The sequence below is a fragment of the Micromonospora sp. WMMD1128 genome, from assembly GCF_027497235.1.
In the GTDB taxonomy this organism is placed as follows: domain Bacteria; phylum Actinomycetota; class Actinomycetes; order Mycobacteriales; family Micromonosporaceae; genus Micromonospora.
The window spans coordinates 5851286-5867771 of the sequence record NZ_CP114902.1 but is presented as its reverse complement, the minus strand read 5'-3'; the positions used below and the strand labels follow the sequence as shown (position 1 = coordinate 5867771).

Here is a 16486-nt window from a genome sequence, read left to right as displayed (position 1 = left end):
GGTCAGCGCTGAGGATCGGCGGTTGCCCGTCGGCGACGCCTGTTGGCGTCGTGCCGCATCATCGTGGCCAGCCCGGGAAAGCCCCACAGAAAACCGGCGAGGCAGGTCCAGAGCCAGTTCTGGTGCCCGTGTGCGGTGAGCCAGCCGCGGAAGAAGATCAGCAACACCAGACCGGCCACCGCCCAGACGATCAGCCCGGCGACGGCGAACGGCACCATCGGCGGGTCGAGCGGCTCCGGCCGCGGCTGCTCCTCGGGCACCGGCCCAGCGTACGTGATCGTCCTTCCCTGTCCGCCGGGTGATCTGGCACGATGCGCGCGACGAGACCGGTTGATCGACAGGATGAGGACCTCCGATGGCCATTGCCCCGCCGGCGGACCACGGCACGCCGCCCGATCCCGCGCACCCGCGTAACGCCTTCGACCGTTACTTCGAGATCTCCGCCCGCCGGTCGACGACCGGACGGGAGATCCGCGGTGGCTTCGCGACGTTCTTCACGATGGCGTACATCGTGGTCTTGAACCCGCTGATCCTCGGCGGCTCGGAGGACGCCGACGGCCGTACCCTGGCCATCCCGGCGCTCGCCGCGGCGACCGCCCTGGTGGCCGGCCTGATGACCATCCTGATGGGGGTGGTGGCCCGGTTCCCGATCGCGCTGGCCGCCGGGCTGGGTGTGAACGCGCTCGTGGCGTTCGAGATCGCGCCGCAGATGACCTGGGCGGACGCGATGGGTCTGGTGGTCATCGAGGGGGTGCTGATCGGCATCCTGGTGCTCACCGGGCTGCGTACCGCCGTGTTCCGCTCGGTGCCGACGCAGCTCAAGACCGCGATCGGCGTCGGCATCGGTCTGTTCCTGACCATCATCGGCCTGGTCGACGCCGGGTTCGTCCGGCGGGTGCCGGACGCGGCGAACAGCACCGTGCCGGTCGGGCTCGGCATCAACGGCAAGATCGTCAGTTGGCCGATGCTGGTGTTCGTGGTGGGCCTGCTGGTCACCGTGGTGCTCGTGGTGCGCCGGGTCCGCGGGGCGATCCTGATCGGCATCCTGTCCTCCACCGTGCTGGCCATCGTGGTCGAGGCGATCGGCAACATCGGCCCGTCCTTCGTCGACGGCAAGCCGAACCCGAAGGGCTGGGCGCTGAACGTGCCCGAACTGCCGAAGCAGGTGGTGGACCTGCCCGACCTGTCGTTGCTCGGCAACTTCAACGTGCTCGACTCGTGGACCCGGGTGGGCTGGCTGGTCCCGCTGATGTTCGTCTTCACGCTGCTGATCACGGACTTCTTCGACACCATGGGCACGATGGTCGCGATCGGCCAGGAGGGGGACATGCTCGACGAGCAGGGCACCCCGCCCCGGGCCAAGGAAATCCTGCTCGTCGACTCGATCGCCGCCGCCGCCGGTGGCGCGGCGTCGGTGTCGAGCAACACCTCGTACATCGAAAGTGCCGCAGGTGTCGGTGAGGGTGCCCGGACCGGGGTGGCCAACCTGGTCACCGGCGTGCTGTTCCTGCTGGCCATGTTCCTGGCGCCGCTGTCGGCGATCGTGCCGTTCGAGGCCGCGTCGACAGCGCTGGTGGTGGTCGGCTTCCTGATGATGACGGCGGTCCGGACCATCGACTGGACCGACTACGAGATCGCGATCCCGGCGTTCCTCACCATCGTGCTGATGCCGTTCACCTACTCGATCTCGAACGGCATCGGGGCCGGCGTGATCAGCTACGTGCTGGTGAAGCTGGCGAAGGGGAAGGCCCGGGAGGTCCACCCCCTGCTGTACGGCGTGGCGGCGCTCTTCGTCCTCTACTTCCTGCGCGGGCCGATCGAGTCCGTGCTGCTGTGAGCCGGTGAGCCTGGTCATAACGCCCGTCGTTAGCCAGGCTCATTAGTTAAGCTAACTAGTGTGACGGAGCGGACGGTGACGGCGAAACGCGTGCCACCGGCGCAGCTGGCCCCCCAGCTGCGAGATGCGATCACCCGACTCAACCGGCGGGTCCGACAAGCCCGGCCGGTCGGCGACCTCACGGTCACCCAGCTGTCGGCGCTCACCAGCCTCAACCTGGCAGGCGCCCTCACGCCACGGGAACTGGCCGACGTCGAACGGGTGCAGCCGCCCACGATGACCAGGATCGTCGCGAAGCTGGAGGAGCGCGGCCTCGTGCAGCGCACCCCCCACCCGACCGACGGACGGCAGGTCATCCTGGCGGCGACCGAGGGGGGACGGGCCGTGCTCGACCAGTTCGAGCGCGCCCGCAACGAGTGGCTGGCCGACCGGCTGGCCGCGCTCACCGAGGAGGAACGCGACACGCTACGGCGGGCCGCCGACATCCTCCAGGGGATCGCTCGCGCCTGACACCGCATCGCGCGGTTCGCTTCGTCCGCTGTGGATGAGGCGTACCCGACGCGAGGAGGCGCACCAAGAGTGCAGGCCAAGCTGAGCACGATGTTCCAGTCCCTACGAGTCCGCAACTATCGACTCTTCGCCACCGGACAGCTGATCAAACTGATCGGCGTCTGGATGATGTTCATCGCCCAGGACTGGCTCGTCCTCGACCTCAGCGACAACTCCGCGACCGCGCTCGGCGTGGTCACCGCGTTGCAGTTCACCCCCGTACTCCTGCTCACCCTGCTCTCCGGCCGCCTCGCCGACCGGTACGACAAGCGGATGCTGCTCTTCATCGCCAACGCGTTCTGGACCGTGCTGGCGCTCGGCATGAGCCTGCTCGTCGTCACCGGCCTGGTGCAGCTCTGGCACGTCTTCGCGTTCGCCGCCCTGCTCGGTGTCTCCAACGCGGTGGAGACACCGGTACGGCAGGCGTTCGTCTCCGAACTGGTCGGCGTGCCGCTGCTGCCGAACGCCCTCTCGCTCAACGCCGCCGTGTTCAACTCCGCCCGGATCGTCGGCCCCGCCGTCGCCGGCCTCGCCATCGCCGCCTTCGACGTCGGCCCGGTCTTCATGTTCACCGCGCTCAGCTCGATCGCCCCGCTCGTCAACGTGGTCAAGATGCGCCCCGCCGAACTGCACCGCAAGGCCCTGCCGCCGGCCGGTGAGCGGGACCGGGCCCGGGTGGTGGACGGCCTGCGTTACGTCGCCCGCCGCCCCGACCTGCTGCTGCCCATGATGCTCATGTCGGTGATCGGGATGAGCCTGTTCAACTTCCAGCTCACCCTCGCCGCGCTGGCCAAGACCGTGTTCAAGACCGGGGCCGCCTCGTTCGGCCTGTTCAGCACCGCGCTCGCGGTCGGCGCTCTGGTCGGCGCGCTCGCCGGCACCGGCCGGCGCAGCCGCCCCTCGGTCTGGTTGGTGCTCGGCGCCGCGATCGGCTGCGCCAGCTTCGGCACACTGGTCGGGCTCGCCCCGGCGTACTGGATGGTGGTGGCGCTCCTGATGCCCACCGGGTTCTTCATGGTCTTCTTCGCCCAGGCCGCCAACCAGCGGGTGCAACTCGGCGTCGACGCCTCCTTCCGGGGCCGGGTGATGGCGCTGTGGGTGCTGGTGTTCCTGGGCACCAACCCGGTCGGCGCGCCGATCATCGGGTGGACGGCCGAACGGTTCGGCGCCGGCGCGAGCATCTGGATCGGTGGCCTGATCTCGCTGGCCGCCGCGTTGCTGGCGCTGACCTGGCAACTCCGTCGCTCCGGCGCCCGGCTGCGGCTGCGGGTACTCCCGATGCCCCGCTTCTACGTGGTGTCCGCCGGCGCCGAGTGAAAGGCGGGGGCCCTTGTTAACGCTTTCGGTATCGGAAGGGGCCCGCTTAACACCCCGCACACCTGTAGCAGCCGGGTTTCGGCAATCGGGTGGCGGGTACGTCCGGCAGGGCCTAGCGTCAATGTGTGGGATTGGGGCAGGCGCTGCTGCTGACACTGGCGATCCTTGCCGTCTGCTGCCTGCCCGCCCTGTTCGCGCTGATCTTCTGCGCCGACGAGATCATCGACCGGGTCGCCTGCGGCTGGGCCGAGTGGCGCGAGCAGCGCCGCGAGCGCCGCACCATCGACCGGCTCGACCGGGCCGTCGAGGCCGAGGCGCTGACCCGTGACATCGACCTCACCGAGTTCGAACGGGAGGGCCGCCGCCCCCTGGAGCAGCTCGCGAACGACCTACGCCGGCTGGGCGGGCACCGGCTCGCCGCCGCCGACCGGTCGGTGGTGTGGCACGGCGCGGTCATCGAGGCGTACGACGAGCGGTTGCGCGCCGCCTGCCACGCCCTGGGCATCACCGAGCACCTCACCGAGCTGAACGGCGTCGACCGGGAGATCGAACGGGTACGCGTCGAAGGGCTGCTGCACGCCGCCGGGTTGACCCTGCCGGCCGCCCGCGCGGCGCACCACCAGCGGCACCGCTGACCGGGTGCGGCTCTTCGCGGCGATCTGTCCACCCCAGGCCGCCATCGACGACCTGACGGGAAGGGTCGCCGAGCTGCGGGTCGCTTTCGCCTCCGCGAGCGGCGTCAACGTCCGGCTCGCCGACCCGGCCCATTTCCATCTCACGCTTGCCTTCGTCGGCGAGGTGCCGGACGACCGGCTGGCCGACGTCGAGAGCACGCTTGGGCTGGCCGCAGCGGCGTTCCGGGACCGCCGGGGCAGCTCACCGCGGCTGCGCCTCGGCGGTGGGGGCAGCTTCGGACAGGGCCGGTCCACTGTGCTCTGGGTGGACGTGCGCGGCGACATCGACGCGCTGGAGGCGCTCGCCCGGCTGGTCCGCGACGGGCTGCGCCGGGCCGGGCTGCCGCACGACGACAAGCCGTTCCGCGCGCACCTGACCATCGCCCGCCCCGGCGATCGGGTGGACCCCGCCGATGTCCGGGCCGACCGGGAGACGCTGCACGGGTACGCCGGCCCGCCGTGGCCGGCTGCCGAACTGATCCTGGTTCGCAGCCAGCTCGGCTCCCGCGACCGTTACACGCGCCTCGCCGCGTGGTCACTCTGACCGCTGCGCGCCCACCGCCCACCGCCGCCGCGCGCCTGCCGCCGCGCGCTCGCCGCCGGCAGCGGTTAATAGGGGCCCCCGCCTATACCGAATGCGTTAATAGGGGCCCCCTCCTTACACCTACCAGGCCCAGGCTTCGGGGGCGGGGCCGCCGTTGCCGATCGGCGGGAACAGCTCGTCGAGGCGGGTCAGCGTCGGCTCGTCCAGGTGGACGTCGAGCGCGCCGAGGTTGCGGTCGAGCTGGTCCATGGTGCGCGGGCCGACGATCGGGGCGGTCACGCCCGGTCGGGAGAGCAGCCAGGCCAGCGCCACGTCCGCCGGGTCGTGGCCGAGGTCCGCGCAGAGCTTCTCGTACGCCTCGATGGTGTTCCGGTGCTCGGCCAGCGCGTCGGCCGAGCGGCCGGTGGTGCCGCGGGCGGCGCTGCCGTCGGCCATCTTCCGGATGATCCCGGAGAGCAACCCGCCGTGCAGCGGCGACCAGGGGATGATGCCCAGCCCGTAGTGCTGGGCGGCCGGGATGACCTCCAACTCGACGTGCCGGGTGAGCAGGTTGTAGATGGACTGCTCGGAGACGAGGCCGAGGAAGTTGCGTTTGCCGGCCGCGGCCTGCGCCTGCGCCATGTGCCAGCCGGCGAAGTTGGACGAGCCGACGTAGAGCACCTTGCCCTGCGCGACGAGCGTCTCCATCGCCTGCCAGATCTCCTCCCACGGGGTGGTCCGGGAGACGTGGTGCATCTGGTAGAGGTCGATGGTGTCGGTCTGGAGCCGGCGCAGTGAGTCCTCGCAGGCCCGGATGATGTGCCGGGCGCTCAGGCCCTGGTCGTTGGGCCACTCGCCCATCTTGCCGTAGACCTTCGTGGCCAGCACGACCTTGTCGCGCCGCCCGTCGCCCTGGGCGAACCAGCGGCCGACGATCTGTTCGGTGATGCCTTCGCCGAGCTTCCAGCCGTAGACGTTCGCGGTGTCGAAGAAGTTGATCCCGTGTTCGAGCGCCCGGTCCATGATGGCGAAGCTGTCCGGCTCGTCCGTCTGCGGCCCGAAGTTCATGGTGCCGAGGCAGAGTCGGCTCACCGACAGGCCGGTGCGTCCCAGGTTCGTGTACTCCATGGGTCCACCCTGGCACGCGGGCACTTCGAGTGCCTCACTTCGCGCGTCCCAGGGTGGACCTGTGGATCAGGAGGATTCGCGGGCCGCCGGGCCGCTGCCGAAGAGGACGTCGTCCCAGCTCGGCAGCCGCTTACGCGGCTTGCCGCCGGCCTCGCCGGCCTCGCTGCCCGACCCGGATGCCGGCGCGGCGCCGGTGCGCCGGGGCCGCAGCACCGCCAACGAGGGTACGGCGGGGATCTCCTTCGGCGTGTCCGAGTCGTCGTCGAACGCCGAGCCCTGACCGCCGCCGAGCAGCGCGGCGGCGCCCCCGGCGACCGCCCGTTGCCGGGGCGCGTCGGAGCCGGCGAGCGCGGCCGGCGAGCGGCTGTCGAGGCCACGGCCGGAGGAGCCGCCGAGCGGCCGGTCGAGCGAGGCGAGCAGCGCGTCCCGCCCGGCGCGGATCGGGTCCCGCCCCGGTCGGGCCTGCTCGACGCCGGACGGCAGGCCGTGCCCGCCCCGGCTCGGCTCGCCACGCGACGGGCCGGGCAGCGCGTGACCGCCCCGCTCCGGCGCCGGCTCCTGGCCGAGGATCGGCGTGGGACGCTCGGCGCACAGGTATTGCGCCATGTCGTCGTGCGCGATGACGTTCTGCCGGGACTTGTCGAGATCCCACACCGCCTGCGCGGTGGCCTTGCCGGACGGCCAGGTGGCGATGATCCGCCAGGTGCCGTCGTCGCGGCGGTAGGCGTCCCAGGAGATCTTCTCGGTGTCGATGCCGTGCTGGGCCAGCCGGCCGTTCACCACCTCGGCCAACGGGGTCGGCTTCTCGGCGCCCTTGAGCCGGGTGCGGCGGGCGTGCTGGGCGAGCATGGCCCGCTCCTGGAGCACCGGGCCGGCGTAGCGCAGCACCCGGTCGACCGGGACGCCGGCGATGCGGGCGACGTCCTCCGCGGACTCGCCGGAGCGGATCCGGGCCTGGATGTCCCGCGGGGACAGCGACGGCGTGGGGTCGGTGGACGCGGGCACCACGGCGAGCGGGGCGCCGCCCGGCTCGGAGTGCAGGGCCGTGGCGACGCGCTCGTCGATGGGCAGGGCCAGCAGGCGGCCCACCTCGTCGGTGAGCACCAGGGCCTGGCCGTCCTCGGAAAGGGCGACGAAGCGTACTGGGCGCATGGGCTTGCCTCCGTCCCGCTTCGCTGGCCGTCACGCCACGAGCCGGCCACCCGGGCGTCCTCGCACCACCGTACGCTCATCTTCCCAGCGGTGGCGATAACGACACCCCGGCATGTCGCGACTGAGCTGCGGCGATGATCACGGTGGGTGGCCACCGGAGCCCCGGCGACCACCCAGCGTCACGACGTGATCAGAGTCGCTCCACCACGTAGTCGATGGACGCGGTGAGCGCCTCGACGTCGGCCGGCTCGACCGCCGGGAAGAGCGCGACCCGCAGCTGATTGCGGCCGAGCTTGCGGTACGGCTCGGTGTCGACGATGCCGTTGGCACGCAGCACCTTGGCGATCGCGGTCGCGTCCACCCCGTCGGCGAAGTCGACGGTGGCGACCACGTTGGAGCGCAGCGCCGGGTCGGACACGAACGGGGTGGCGAACGCGGAGCGCTCGGCCCAGCCGTACACGATGCCGGCGCTCTCGGCGGTGCGCTTGGCCGCCCAGGCCAGCCCGCCCTGACCGTTCATCCAGTCGGTCTGCTCGGCGGCCAGGAAGATGGTGGCCAGCGCCGGGGTGTTGTACGTCTGCTCCAGCCGCGAGTTGTCGATCGCGGTGACCAGGTCGAGGAAGGCCGGGATGTAGCGGCCCGACGACTTGATCTCGGTGGCCCGGTCGAGCGCGGCCGGCGACATCAGCGCCAGCCAGAGACCGCCGTCGGAGCCGAAGCACTTCTGCGGGGCGAAGTAGTAGACGTCGGTCTCGGAGACGTCGACGTCCAGGCCGCCGGCCCCGGAGGTGGCGTCGACGAGCAGCAGTGAGCCCTCGTCCGCGCCGGGCACCCGGCCGATCGGCACCGCCACGCCGGTGGAGGTCTCGTTGTGCGGGGTGGCGTAGACGTCCACGCCGGCTTCGGCGGTGAGCGTGGGGGCGCTGCCCGCCTCGGACTTGCGGACGGTCGGCTCGCCCAGGAACGGCGCGTCCTTGACCGACTTGGCGAACTTCGCGCCGAACTCGCCGAAGCTGGCGAACTGGGCCCGGTCGCGGACCAGGCCGAACGTGGCGACCTCCCAGAACGCGGTGGTGCCGCCGTTGCCGATGATCACCTCGTAGCCCTCGGGCAGGGAGAAGAACTCGGCCAGGCCGCGGCGCAGCCGGGCGACCTGGTCGCGGACCGTCTTCTGCCGGTGCGACGTGCCCAGGTAGCTGGTGGCGACGTCGGCGAGCGCGGAGACCGCCGCCGGGCGGACCTTGGACGGCCCGCAGCCGAATCGTCCGTCGGCGGGCCTGAGGTCGTCGGGAATCCGGATGGTCGGTGCGTCAGCCACGGTTGTCTCGATCCTTCCGCATGGGCGAGGGCGGGCCTTCCTGCGGGCGCGGAGCGCCGACCGGCTCGTGCGCCGGGCGCACGGGACGGCCGGGATCCGAACCCGGCCGGCAGCGCTGCCGGCCCCCATCCTCGCACCCGACCGGCCGCGACCGGCCGTTCGTCCCACCCCCAGCCCTGAGGCGTACGACACAGGGCGGGTGTTAAGAAGGGGCCCCGCCTATGCAGAATGCGTTAAGCGGGGGCCCCTCCTTCTATCTCAGACGTTGTGCGGGATGGCGTCCCAACCCTCGACCTGCTGCGGCTTGCGGGTGCCCGGGCCGACGTAGGTGGCGGACGGGCGGACCAGCCGCTGGAGCTTCTTCTGCTCCAGGATGTGCGCGGACCAGCCGCCCATCCGGGCGCAGGTGAACATCGAGGTGAACATGTGCGCCGGGACCTCGGCGAAGTCCAGCACCACGGCCGACCAGAACTCGACGTTCGTGGCGAGGACGCGGTCCGGGCGGCGGGCCTGAAGCTCGGCCAGGGCGGCCTTCTCCAGCGCCTCGGCGACCTCGAAGCGCGGCGCGCCCAGCTCCTTGGCGGTGCGCCGGAGCACGCGGGCGCGCGGGTCCTCGGCCCGGTAGACCCGGTGCCCGAAGCCCATCAGCCGCTCGCCGCGGTCGAGCACGCCCTTGACGTAGCCCTCGGCGTCGCCGCCGCGCTCGACCGCCTCCAGCATGCTGAGCACCCGGGACGGCGCGCCGCCGTGCAGCGGGCCGGAGAGGGCGCCGATGCCGGAGGAGATGCACGCCGCGGCGTCCGCCCCGGTGGAGGCGACGATCCGGGCGGTGAAGGTGGAGGCGTTCAGGCCGTGCTCGGCGGCCGAGATGAAGTAGGCGTCGACGGCCTTGACGTGCCGCGGGTCGGGCTCACCCCGCCAGCGCTTCATGAACCGCTCGACGATGGTCTCCGCCTTGTCGATCTCCTTCTGCGGCACCGCCGGCAGGCCCAGCCCGCGCGCCGACTGGGCGACGAAGGAGAGCGCGGTGACCGACACCCGGGCCAGGTCCTCGCGGGCCTGGACGTCGGAGATGTCGAGGAGCTGGCTGAGCCCCCAGTACGGGGCCAGCATGGCGACCGCGGACTGCACGTCGACGCGGATGTCGCCGGAGTGCACCGGCACCGGGAACGGCTCGGCCGGCGGCAGGCCCGGCCCGAACCGGCCGTCCACCAGCAGCGCCCAGACGTTGCCGAAGGAGACCTGGCCGATCAGATCCTCGATGTCCACGCCCCGGTAGCGCAGCGATCCACCCGCGCGGTCGGGTTCGGCGATCTGGGTCTCGAAGGCTACGACGCCCTCCAGGCCCGGTTTGAAATCGGACATGTCGTCTCCAGGCTTCCGGTGCGGTGCGCCCGGCGGGCTGATCCAGCCCCGCAGCTCAGGCGACCTTCAGGGATGTGGTTCGTGACATCTTGCCCGGTGGGTAACCAGGTCCGCGACCCACAGCCACTGTGCGCCACGCGACATCCCCGCCGGTGGACACCCGTTCGGGTGGGGGAAGACTGTTCGTCGGGGCCTGGCCAGCGTCGGGGGACGCCGGTGCGCCCGGGAGAGGGACGGCGAGAGTGACAGGCGACACATCCGCCCCGGCCGGCATGCGTAACGAGTACGCCGCCGACCTGGGCCTGACCAAGGCGGACCTGGCCGCGGACTGGACCACGCAGTTCGCCCGCTGGTTCGCCGACGCGGTGGCGCACCCGCTGCCGGAGCCGAACGCGATGGTGCTCGGCACCGCCGACGACCGCGGCCGACCCAGTGGCCGCACCGTGCTGCTGAAGGGGTACGACCCGGAGGGCTTCGTCTTCTTCACCAACCACCACTCGCGCAAGGGCGCCGAGTTGACCGCCAACCCCTGGGCCAGCCTGGTCTTTCCGTGGTTTCCGATGCAGCGGCAGGTGACCGTCACCGGCCGGGTGGAGCGGGTCGACCGGGCCGAGACCGAGACGTACTTCGCCAGCCGGCCGCGCGGCTCGCAGCTCGGCGCGTGGGCCAGCACCCAGTCCGAGGTGGTGCCGGACCGGGCCGCGCTGGACGCCGCGTACCGGGCGGCGACGGAGCGGTTCACCGGCGTCGAGCCGGTCCCCGCACCGCCGCACTGGGGTGGGTTCCGGGTCCGCCCGGAGACGGTGGAGTTCTGGCAGGGACGGGCCGGCCGGCTGCACGACCGGCTGCGGTTCCGACGTACCACCGGGGACGTCTGGGCCGTCGAGCGGCTCGCGCCGTGACGGAAATCACCAAAGCCCGGGCGCGTGAACCGCGTCGCTGGGCGATCGACCTGCGTCCGCTGGGCGTGCCGGCGTACCGGCGGGTGTGGCTCGGCAACGCGGTGGCGATGTTCGGCTTCCAGTTCACCGCGGTCGCGGTGCCGGTGGAGATGTTCGACCTCACCGGCGGCTCGTTCTGGGTCGGGCTGCTCGGCGTCGCCGGGTTCGTACCGCTGCTGGTCTTCGGGCTCTGGGGCGGCGCGGTCGCGGACGCCCGGGACCGGCGGCGGGTGCTGCTCGCCGCCGGCACCCTGCTCTGGGCCGCGACGCTCGGGCTGCTGGTGCAGTCCCTGGCCGGGGCGCGCAGCCCGGTGCTGCTCCTGCTGCTCGTGGGCGTGCAGGCGGTGGCGTTCGCGATCACCTCGCCGGCCCGCAGCGCGATCCTGCCCCGGCTGGTGCCGGCCGAGCTGGTCCCGGCGGCCACCACGCTGAACTACACCACGTTTACCGCCGCGGCCGTCTTCGGCCCGCTGGCCGCCGGGCTGATCTTCGCCGGCTGGCGCGTCGACGCGGCGCTGCCCATCGCGTACGGGTTGGACGCGCTGCTGTTCACCGTCTCGCTCTGGGCCACGCTGCGGCTGCCGGCGATGCCGCCCGAGCCGGAGCCGGGCGGCGGCGTCCGCCGGGCGGGGCTGGGCAGCATCGTCGACGGCTTCCGCTACCTGGCCACCACGCCGGTGCTGCTGCTCTCCTTCGCCATCGACCTGATCGCGATGATCCTGGCCATGCCGCGGGCGCTCTTCCCGGAGCTGGCCCAGGACCGCTTCGGCGGCGGCGCGGCGGTCGGCTGGCTCTACAGCTCCATCGCCATCGGCGCGATGCTCGGCGGTCTCACCTCCGGCTGGATCGGCCGGGTCCGCCGGCAAGGGCTGGCGCTCGCCGTGGCGGTGGTCGGCTGGGGCGTGGCGATCGCGTTCGCCGGGCTGGCCGGCCGGCTCTGGCTGGCGGTGCTGCTGCTCGGCGTGGCCGGCGCCGCCGACCTGGTGAGCGCGACCCTGCGGCAGTCGATGCTGCTGGTGTACGCGCCGGACCGGATGCGCGGCCGGCTCCAGGGCGTGAACACGGTGGTGGTGGCCGGCGGCCCGCGCCTGGGTGACCTGCGGGCCGGCGCGACGGCCGCCGGGTTCGGCACCGGCTTCGCCATGGTCGGTGGCGGGATCGCCGCGGCCGTGCTGGCGACGCTGCTGGTGGTGGCGTTCCCGGCGCTGCTGCGCTATCGCGCCACCACCCCCGCCGAGGAACGCCGCTGACGATAGGGTCGCCGAATGGGGATCGACGCGCAGGCACCGTCCGGGGCACAGTGGACCATTTCCGCCGACGGCCACGAGGCCGTCGTGGTGGCGGTCGGCGGTGGGCTGCGGGCCTACCGCCACGACGGGGTGGACTACCTCGACGGGTACGCCGAGGACGAGTTGAGCCCCGGCTCGGCCGGCCACGTGCTGGCGCCCTGGCCGAACCGCATCCGCGACGGCGCGTACACGTTCGGGGGCCGCTCGTTCCAGCTCGACCTGACCGAGCCGGAACGGCACAACGCCCTGCACGGCCTGGTCGACTGGGCCCGGTGGGAGCTGATCGAGCAGTCGCCCGCGAGCGTGACGATCGGCTACGACCTGCCGCCCACCCCCGGCTACCCGTGGGCGCTGCGGCTGCGCAGCCGGTGGAGCGTCGGCCCGGACGGCCTGCACGCCGCGCACGAGGTGACGAACCTGGCCGCCGAGGCGGCGCCGTTCGGCTTCTCCGTGCACCCCTACTTCCAGCTGCCCAAGGTCGCCGTGGACGACCTGCTGCTGAGCGTGCCGGGGCGCAGGCGGGTGCTGGTGGACGGCCGGCTGCTGCCGGTGGCGGCGACCGAGGTCGCCGGGACGGAATACGACTTCACCACGCCCCGCTCGATCGGCGGCCTGGTGCTCGACCTGGCCTTCGGTGACGTGCGGCGGGACGCCGACGGCGGCTCGGCGGTGACGCTCGGCGCGCCGGACGGCACGACCGGGCTGCGGATCTGGGCGGACCGCGAGTTCGGCTGGTGGCAGGTGTTCACCGGGGACACGCTCGGCGGTGAGCGGCACCGCCGCTCCGTCGCGGTGGAGCCGATGACCTGCCCGCCGGACGCGTTCCGGTCCGGCAAGGACCTGATCACGCTCGATCCGGGGCAGACCTGGCGGGGTGCCTGGGGCGTCCGGCCGGCGGTCTGAGCGTGGAGTTCGCCGAGGTCGTCCGGCGTCGCCGGATGGTACGCAACTACGACCCCGACCGGCCGGTGCCACCGGAGACCGTGGACCGGCTGCTGGCGCACGCGGTCCGGGCCCCGTCGGCCGGTTTCGCCCAGGGCTGGGGCTTCCTCGTGTTGGAGGAGCCGGCGGACCGGGACCGGTTCTGGGCGGCGGCCACCCCGGACGGCGGCGGCCGGGAACGCTGGCTGGCCGGCATGCGCCGGGCGCCGCTGATCGTGGTGCCGCACGCCAACCGCGACGCCTACCTCGACCGGTACGCCGAGCCGGACAAGGGCTGGGCGGACCGCGCCGAGGAGCGCTGGCCGGTGCCCTACTGGTACGTGGACACCGGCTTCGCCGCGCTGCTGATGCTGCTGACCGCCGTGGACGAGGGGCTCGGCGCCTGCTTCTTCGGCATCCCGCCGCAGCGGATCGAGGCGTACCGGGACGCCTTCGGGGTACCGCCGGAACTGCACCCGATCGGTGCCGTCACCATCGGTTATCGAGCTGTCGACCATCGGTCACCGTCGCTTCGCCGGGGGCGGCGTCCGGTGGATGATGTGGTGCGGCGGGGGCGGTGGAGCTGAGCGGCTAGGCTGGCACCCACATCGTCAGCCGGGCCTGGGGGAGGAGAGCGCGCCGTGATCTTCAGGGCGGTCCGGGACGGTCGTCCCTACCCGGAGCACAACTTCACGTTGAAGCAGTGGGCGGAGATCCCACCGCGTCCACTGCGGCTGGACCAGCTCATCACCACCAAGCGCGAGTTGGCGCTGGACAAGCTGCTCGCGGAGGACTCCACCTTCTACGGCGACCTCTTCCCGCACGTGGTGCAGTGGAGCGGCGGCCTCTACCTGGAGGACGGCCTGCACCGGGCGTTGCGTGCGGCGTTGCAGCAGCGCAACCAGATCCACGCCCGGGTGCTCGTGCTCGGCGAGCAGGGCGAGTGACGGCGTGACCGCTCTCGACCTGCTCGACGTCGACGCGTCACTGAGCGAGGAGGAGCGGCAGATCCGCGCCGTCGTGCGCCAGCTCGTGACCGACCGGGTACGCCCGCACGTCGCCGGCTGGTATGAGGACGGCGACGTGCCGGCCCGCGAGCTGGCCCGCGAGTTCGGCAAGCTCGGCCTGCTCGGCATGCACCTGACCGGGTACGGCTGCGCCGGCGCGTCCGCCGTCGCGTACGGGCTGGCCTGCCTGGAGTTGGAGGCCGGCGACTCCGGTGTCCGCTCGCTGGTGTCGGTGCAGGGCTCGCTCGCCATGTACGCGATCTGGCGCTTCGGCAGCGAGGAGCAGAAGCAACGCTGGCTGCCGGCCATGGCGACCGGCGACGCGATCGGCTGCTTCGGCCTGACCGAGCCGGACCACGGCTCCGACCCGGCGTCGATGGCCACCCGGGCGCGCCGGGACGGCGACGACTGGATCCTCACCGGCGGCAAGATGTGGATCACGAACGCGCCGATCGCCGACGTCGCCGTGATCTGGGCCCGCACCGACTCCGGCGTGCGGGGTTTTGTCGTACCCATGGACACGCCGGGTGTGACGGCGCGCGAGATCCGGCGGAAGATGTCCCTCCGTGCCTCGCTCACCGGCGAGATCGCGCTCGACGACGTGCGGCTGCCGGCGGACGCGCAACTGCCCGACGCGGCCGGGCTGAAAGCGCCGCTGAGCTGCCTGACCGAGGCCCGGCACGGCATCGTCTGGGGCGCGCTCGGCGCGGCCCGCGACTGCCTGGAAACCGCCTTGTCGTACGCGACCACCCGAACCCAGTTCGGTCGGCCGCTCGCCGGCTTCCAGCTCACCCAGGCCAAGCTCGCCGACATGGCGGTGGAGTGGAACAAGGGGCTGCTGCTGGCGCTGCACCTGGGCCGGCTCGCCGACGCCGGGGCGCTGCGGCCCGAGCAGGTGAGCGTGGGCAAGCTGAACAACGTGCGGGAGGCGCTCGACATCGCCCGGCAGTGCCGCACCATTCTCGGCGCGAACGGCGTCTCGGGGGACTACCCGGTGATGCGGCACGCCAACAATCTGGAGAGCGTGCTCACCTACGAGGGCACCTCGGAAATCCACCAGCTCGTCATCGGTCAGCGGCTGACCGGCCTCTCCGCCTTCTCCTGACCTGCGGTTCTCCCCGATCGCGGCACTCGACGCGCGAGTGTCGCACGCTACCCGTACCGTCATTGTCAGTCGATGTGTCGGACGAGGACGGTGAGTGGCGATGGCCCGCGATGGTGACATCAACCAGCCCACCAGGGAGTTTCCGGAATACCCCACCAGCGAGTCCCTGCACGACCGGGCGGAGCCGCCGGTCGGGCCGGAGCCGGGCGCCCCGCCGCCCCCGGCCGGCAGCCCCGCGCGCGGCCTGCTCTGGGTGCTCGGCGTGGCCGCGCTGGCGGTGGTGGTGCTGCTCGGCGTGCAGGCGACAAACCTGCTGCCCGACTTCCGCAACCCGTTCGCCAAGGAGCAGACCGACCGCAGCCAGCCGCCGCTGCTCAAGTCGATCCGCGACCTGAGCCGCTACGTCGCCGCGGAAGGCAACTTCCAGGTGGTGGTCGACGTGCAGAAGGACCGGCGCAACGTGCCCGACTTCCTGCTCAACGAGCGCACGCTCTTCGTCGGGGCGGGCCGGGTCGAGGCGTACGTCGACTTCGCGAAGATTGGCGACGGGGCCGTGGTGGCCTCCGAGGACGGCAAGTCCGTCGAGATCAAGCTCCCCGCGCCGCAGCTCGGCGAGACCGACCTGGACATGGACAAGAGCTACGTCTTCGAGGAGCAGCGCGGCCTGATCAACCGGCTCAACGACCTGGTGGCGGGCGACCCCAACCGGCAGCAGCAGATCTACAAGCTGGCCGAGGACCGCATCACCTCGGCCGCCCGGGACAGCGGCATGGCCGCCCGGGCCGAGGAGAACACCCGCAAGATGCTGGAGGGGCTGCTGCGCTCCCTCGGGTACGAGAAGGTCACCGTCACCTATACGGCCCCCTGACCTCGGTTTCGCGCTGCCCTGACTTGTTGTTCCCTGCCCCGCCCCGGCCTTGTTCAGCCGGGGCGGGCGTGTGTCGGGTCAGCGGGTGATTCAGTGGTCGGGTCAGCGGCTGGTTCAGCGAGTGGTTCAGCGGGTGGCGAGGTAGCGGTCCTCGTTCGGCATCAGCACCCACAGGATCAGGTAGATGATCACCTGGGTGCCGGGCAGCAGCAGCGACAGCAGGAACAGCAGCCGGACCATCCCGGCCGACATGCCGAACCGCTGCGCCAGGCCGGCGCAGACGCCGGCGATCATGCGCCCCTCGCGGGGCCGGACCAGTTTGCGACTCATCGTCGTCTCCCACTTCTGCGGCGATCCGCCGCGCTGATTCCACGGTAGGAAGGGGTGCGCGCCGCGCCCTCGGCCCCGAGGAGGATTCGGCGACCCGGGCACCCGTAGGTGCTTACCCCGGAGCGCCCCTTCCGACGCGCCAACCCTGCCCGTGCCGGAAGG

General features: G+C 72.2%; 18 protein-coding genes. 12 read left to right on the top strand and 6 right to left on the bottom strand.

Translation table 11 applies throughout. The features are described from left to right. Nucleotides 1-2: 2 nt before the first annotated feature. Nucleotides 3-218 (bottom strand): DUF2530 domain-containing protein, encoded by a 216-nt coding sequence (locus O7602_RS26310; RefSeq protein WP_281590538.1) that lies wholly within the window; start codon nucleotides 216-218, stop codon nucleotides 3-5. Nucleotides 219-355: 137 nt separating this feature from the next. Between O7602_RS26310 and O7602_RS26305 the strand changes: the two genes are divergently transcribed. The 5 genes from O7602_RS26305 to thpR all read left to right on the top strand — a co-directional run bounded on the left by O7602_RS26305 (nucleotide 356) and on the right by thpR (nucleotide 4921). Continuing rightward, nucleotides 356-1837, top strand: a complete 1482-nt coding sequence (locus tag O7602_RS26305; RefSeq protein ID WP_281585289.1) for an NCS2 family permease — start codon at nucleotides 356-358, stop codon at nucleotides 1835-1837. Nucleotides 1838-1897: 60 nt separating this feature from the next. Next, nucleotides 1898-2347 carry a MarR family transcriptional regulator gene (locus O7602_RS26300; protein ID WP_281585288.1) on the top strand — a complete coding sequence of 150 codons (450 nt, stop codon included), beginning with the start codon at nucleotides 1898-1900 and terminating at the stop codon, nucleotides 2345-2347. Nucleotides 2348-2416: 69 nt separating this feature from the next. Continuing rightward, on the top strand, nucleotides 2417-3703 hold the full coding sequence (locus O7602_RS26295; protein ID WP_281585287.1) for an MFS transporter: 1287 nt from the start codon (nucleotides 2417-2419) through the stop codon (nucleotides 3701-3703). A gap of 125 nt (nucleotides 3704-3828) precedes the next feature. Continuing rightward, nucleotides 3829-4338 carry a hypothetical protein gene (locus O7602_RS26290; protein WP_281585286.1) on the top strand — a complete coding sequence of 170 codons (510 nt, stop codon included), beginning with the start codon at nucleotides 3829-3831 and terminating at the stop codon, nucleotides 4336-4338. Nucleotides 4339-4342: 4 nt separating this feature from the next. Further along, the gene (gene thpR / locus O7602_RS26285) at nucleotides 4343-4921 is read left to right on the top strand and encodes an RNA 2',3'-cyclic phosphodiesterase (RefSeq protein WP_281585285.1); all 579 of its coding nucleotides are present in this window, start codon (nucleotides 4343-4345) and stop codon (nucleotides 4919-4921) included. A 120-nt stretch (nucleotides 4922-5041) separates the two neighbouring features. Here the strand turns inward: thpR and O7602_RS26280 are convergent, their stop codons facing one another. From O7602_RS26280 to O7602_RS26265, 4 genes are all read right to left on the bottom strand, one after another. After that, on the bottom strand, nucleotides 5042-6028 hold the full coding sequence (locus O7602_RS26280; protein WP_281585284.1) for an aldo/keto reductase: 987 nt from the start codon (nucleotides 6026-6028) through the stop codon (nucleotides 5042-5044). Nucleotides 6029-6094: 66 nt separating this feature from the next. Beyond that, a complete protein-coding gene (gene sepH / locus O7602_RS26275; protein WP_281585283.1) occupies nucleotides 6095-7180 on the bottom strand; it encodes a septation protein SepH in 1086 nt (361 codons plus the stop codon). Nucleotides 7181-7370: 190 nt separating this feature from the next. After that, on the bottom strand, nucleotides 7371-8498 hold the full coding sequence (gene serC / locus O7602_RS26270; RefSeq protein ID WP_281585282.1) for a phosphoserine transaminase: 1128 nt from the start codon (nucleotides 8496-8498) through the stop codon (nucleotides 7371-7373). A 258-nt stretch (nucleotides 8499-8756) separates the two neighbouring features. Beyond that, the gene (locus tag O7602_RS26265) at nucleotides 8757-9863 is read right to left on the bottom strand and encodes a citrate synthase 2 (RefSeq protein WP_281585281.1); all 1107 of its coding nucleotides are present in this window, start codon (nucleotides 9861-9863) and stop codon (nucleotides 8757-8759) included. A 272-nt stretch (nucleotides 9864-10135) separates the two neighbouring features. Between O7602_RS26265 and pdxH the strand changes: the two genes are divergently transcribed. The 7 genes from pdxH to O7602_RS26230 all read left to right on the top strand — a co-directional run bounded on the left by pdxH (nucleotide 10136) and on the right by O7602_RS26230 (nucleotide 15994). Then, nucleotides 10136-10765: a pyridoxamine 5'-phosphate oxidase gene (gene pdxH, locus O7602_RS26260; protein ID WP_281590536.1), complete on the top strand. Its 630-nt coding sequence runs from the start codon at nucleotides 10136-10138 to the stop codon at nucleotides 10763-10765. Then, on the top strand, nucleotides 10762-12054 hold the full coding sequence (locus tag O7602_RS26255; protein ID WP_281585280.1) for an MFS transporter: 1293 nt from the start codon (nucleotides 10762-10764) through the stop codon (nucleotides 12052-12054). Before pdxH ends, O7602_RS26255 begins: the two co-directional genes overlap by 4 nt. Before the next feature lie 15 nt (nucleotides 12055-12069). Further along, nucleotides 12070-12996 carry an aldose 1-epimerase family protein gene (locus O7602_RS26250; protein ID WP_281585279.1) on the top strand — a complete coding sequence of 309 codons (927 nt, stop codon included), beginning with the start codon at nucleotides 12070-12072 and terminating at the stop codon, nucleotides 12994-12996. 2 nt (nucleotides 12997-12998) lie between these two features. After that, nucleotides 12999-13601 carry a nitroreductase family protein gene (locus O7602_RS26245; RefSeq protein WP_281585278.1) on the top strand — a complete coding sequence of 201 codons (603 nt, stop codon included), beginning with the start codon at nucleotides 12999-13001 and terminating at the stop codon, nucleotides 13599-13601. A gap of 54 nt (nucleotides 13602-13655) precedes the next feature. Further along, nucleotides 13656-13961 (top strand): type II toxin-antitoxin system VapB family antitoxin, encoded by a 306-nt coding sequence (locus O7602_RS26240; RefSeq protein WP_281585277.1) that lies wholly within the window; start codon nucleotides 13656-13658, stop codon nucleotides 13959-13961. Between the two features lie 4 nt (nucleotides 13962-13965). Further along, nucleotides 13966-15126: an acyl-CoA dehydrogenase family protein gene (locus O7602_RS26235; RefSeq protein WP_281585276.1), complete on the top strand. Its 1161-nt coding sequence runs from the start codon at nucleotides 13966-13968 to the stop codon at nucleotides 15124-15126. A gap of 100 nt (nucleotides 15127-15226) precedes the next feature. Beyond that, on the top strand, nucleotides 15227-15994 hold the full coding sequence (locus O7602_RS26230; protein ID WP_281585275.1) for a DUF4230 domain-containing protein: 768 nt from the start codon (nucleotides 15227-15229) through the stop codon (nucleotides 15992-15994). 126 nt (nucleotides 15995-16120) lie between these two features. Here the strand turns inward: O7602_RS26230 and O7602_RS26225 are convergent, their stop codons facing one another. Further along, the gene (locus tag O7602_RS26225) at nucleotides 16121-16324 is read right to left on the bottom strand and encodes a PspC domain-containing protein (protein WP_281585274.1); all 204 of its coding nucleotides are present in this window, start codon (nucleotides 16322-16324) and stop codon (nucleotides 16121-16123) included. Nucleotides 16325-16486: the final 162 nt, after the last annotated feature.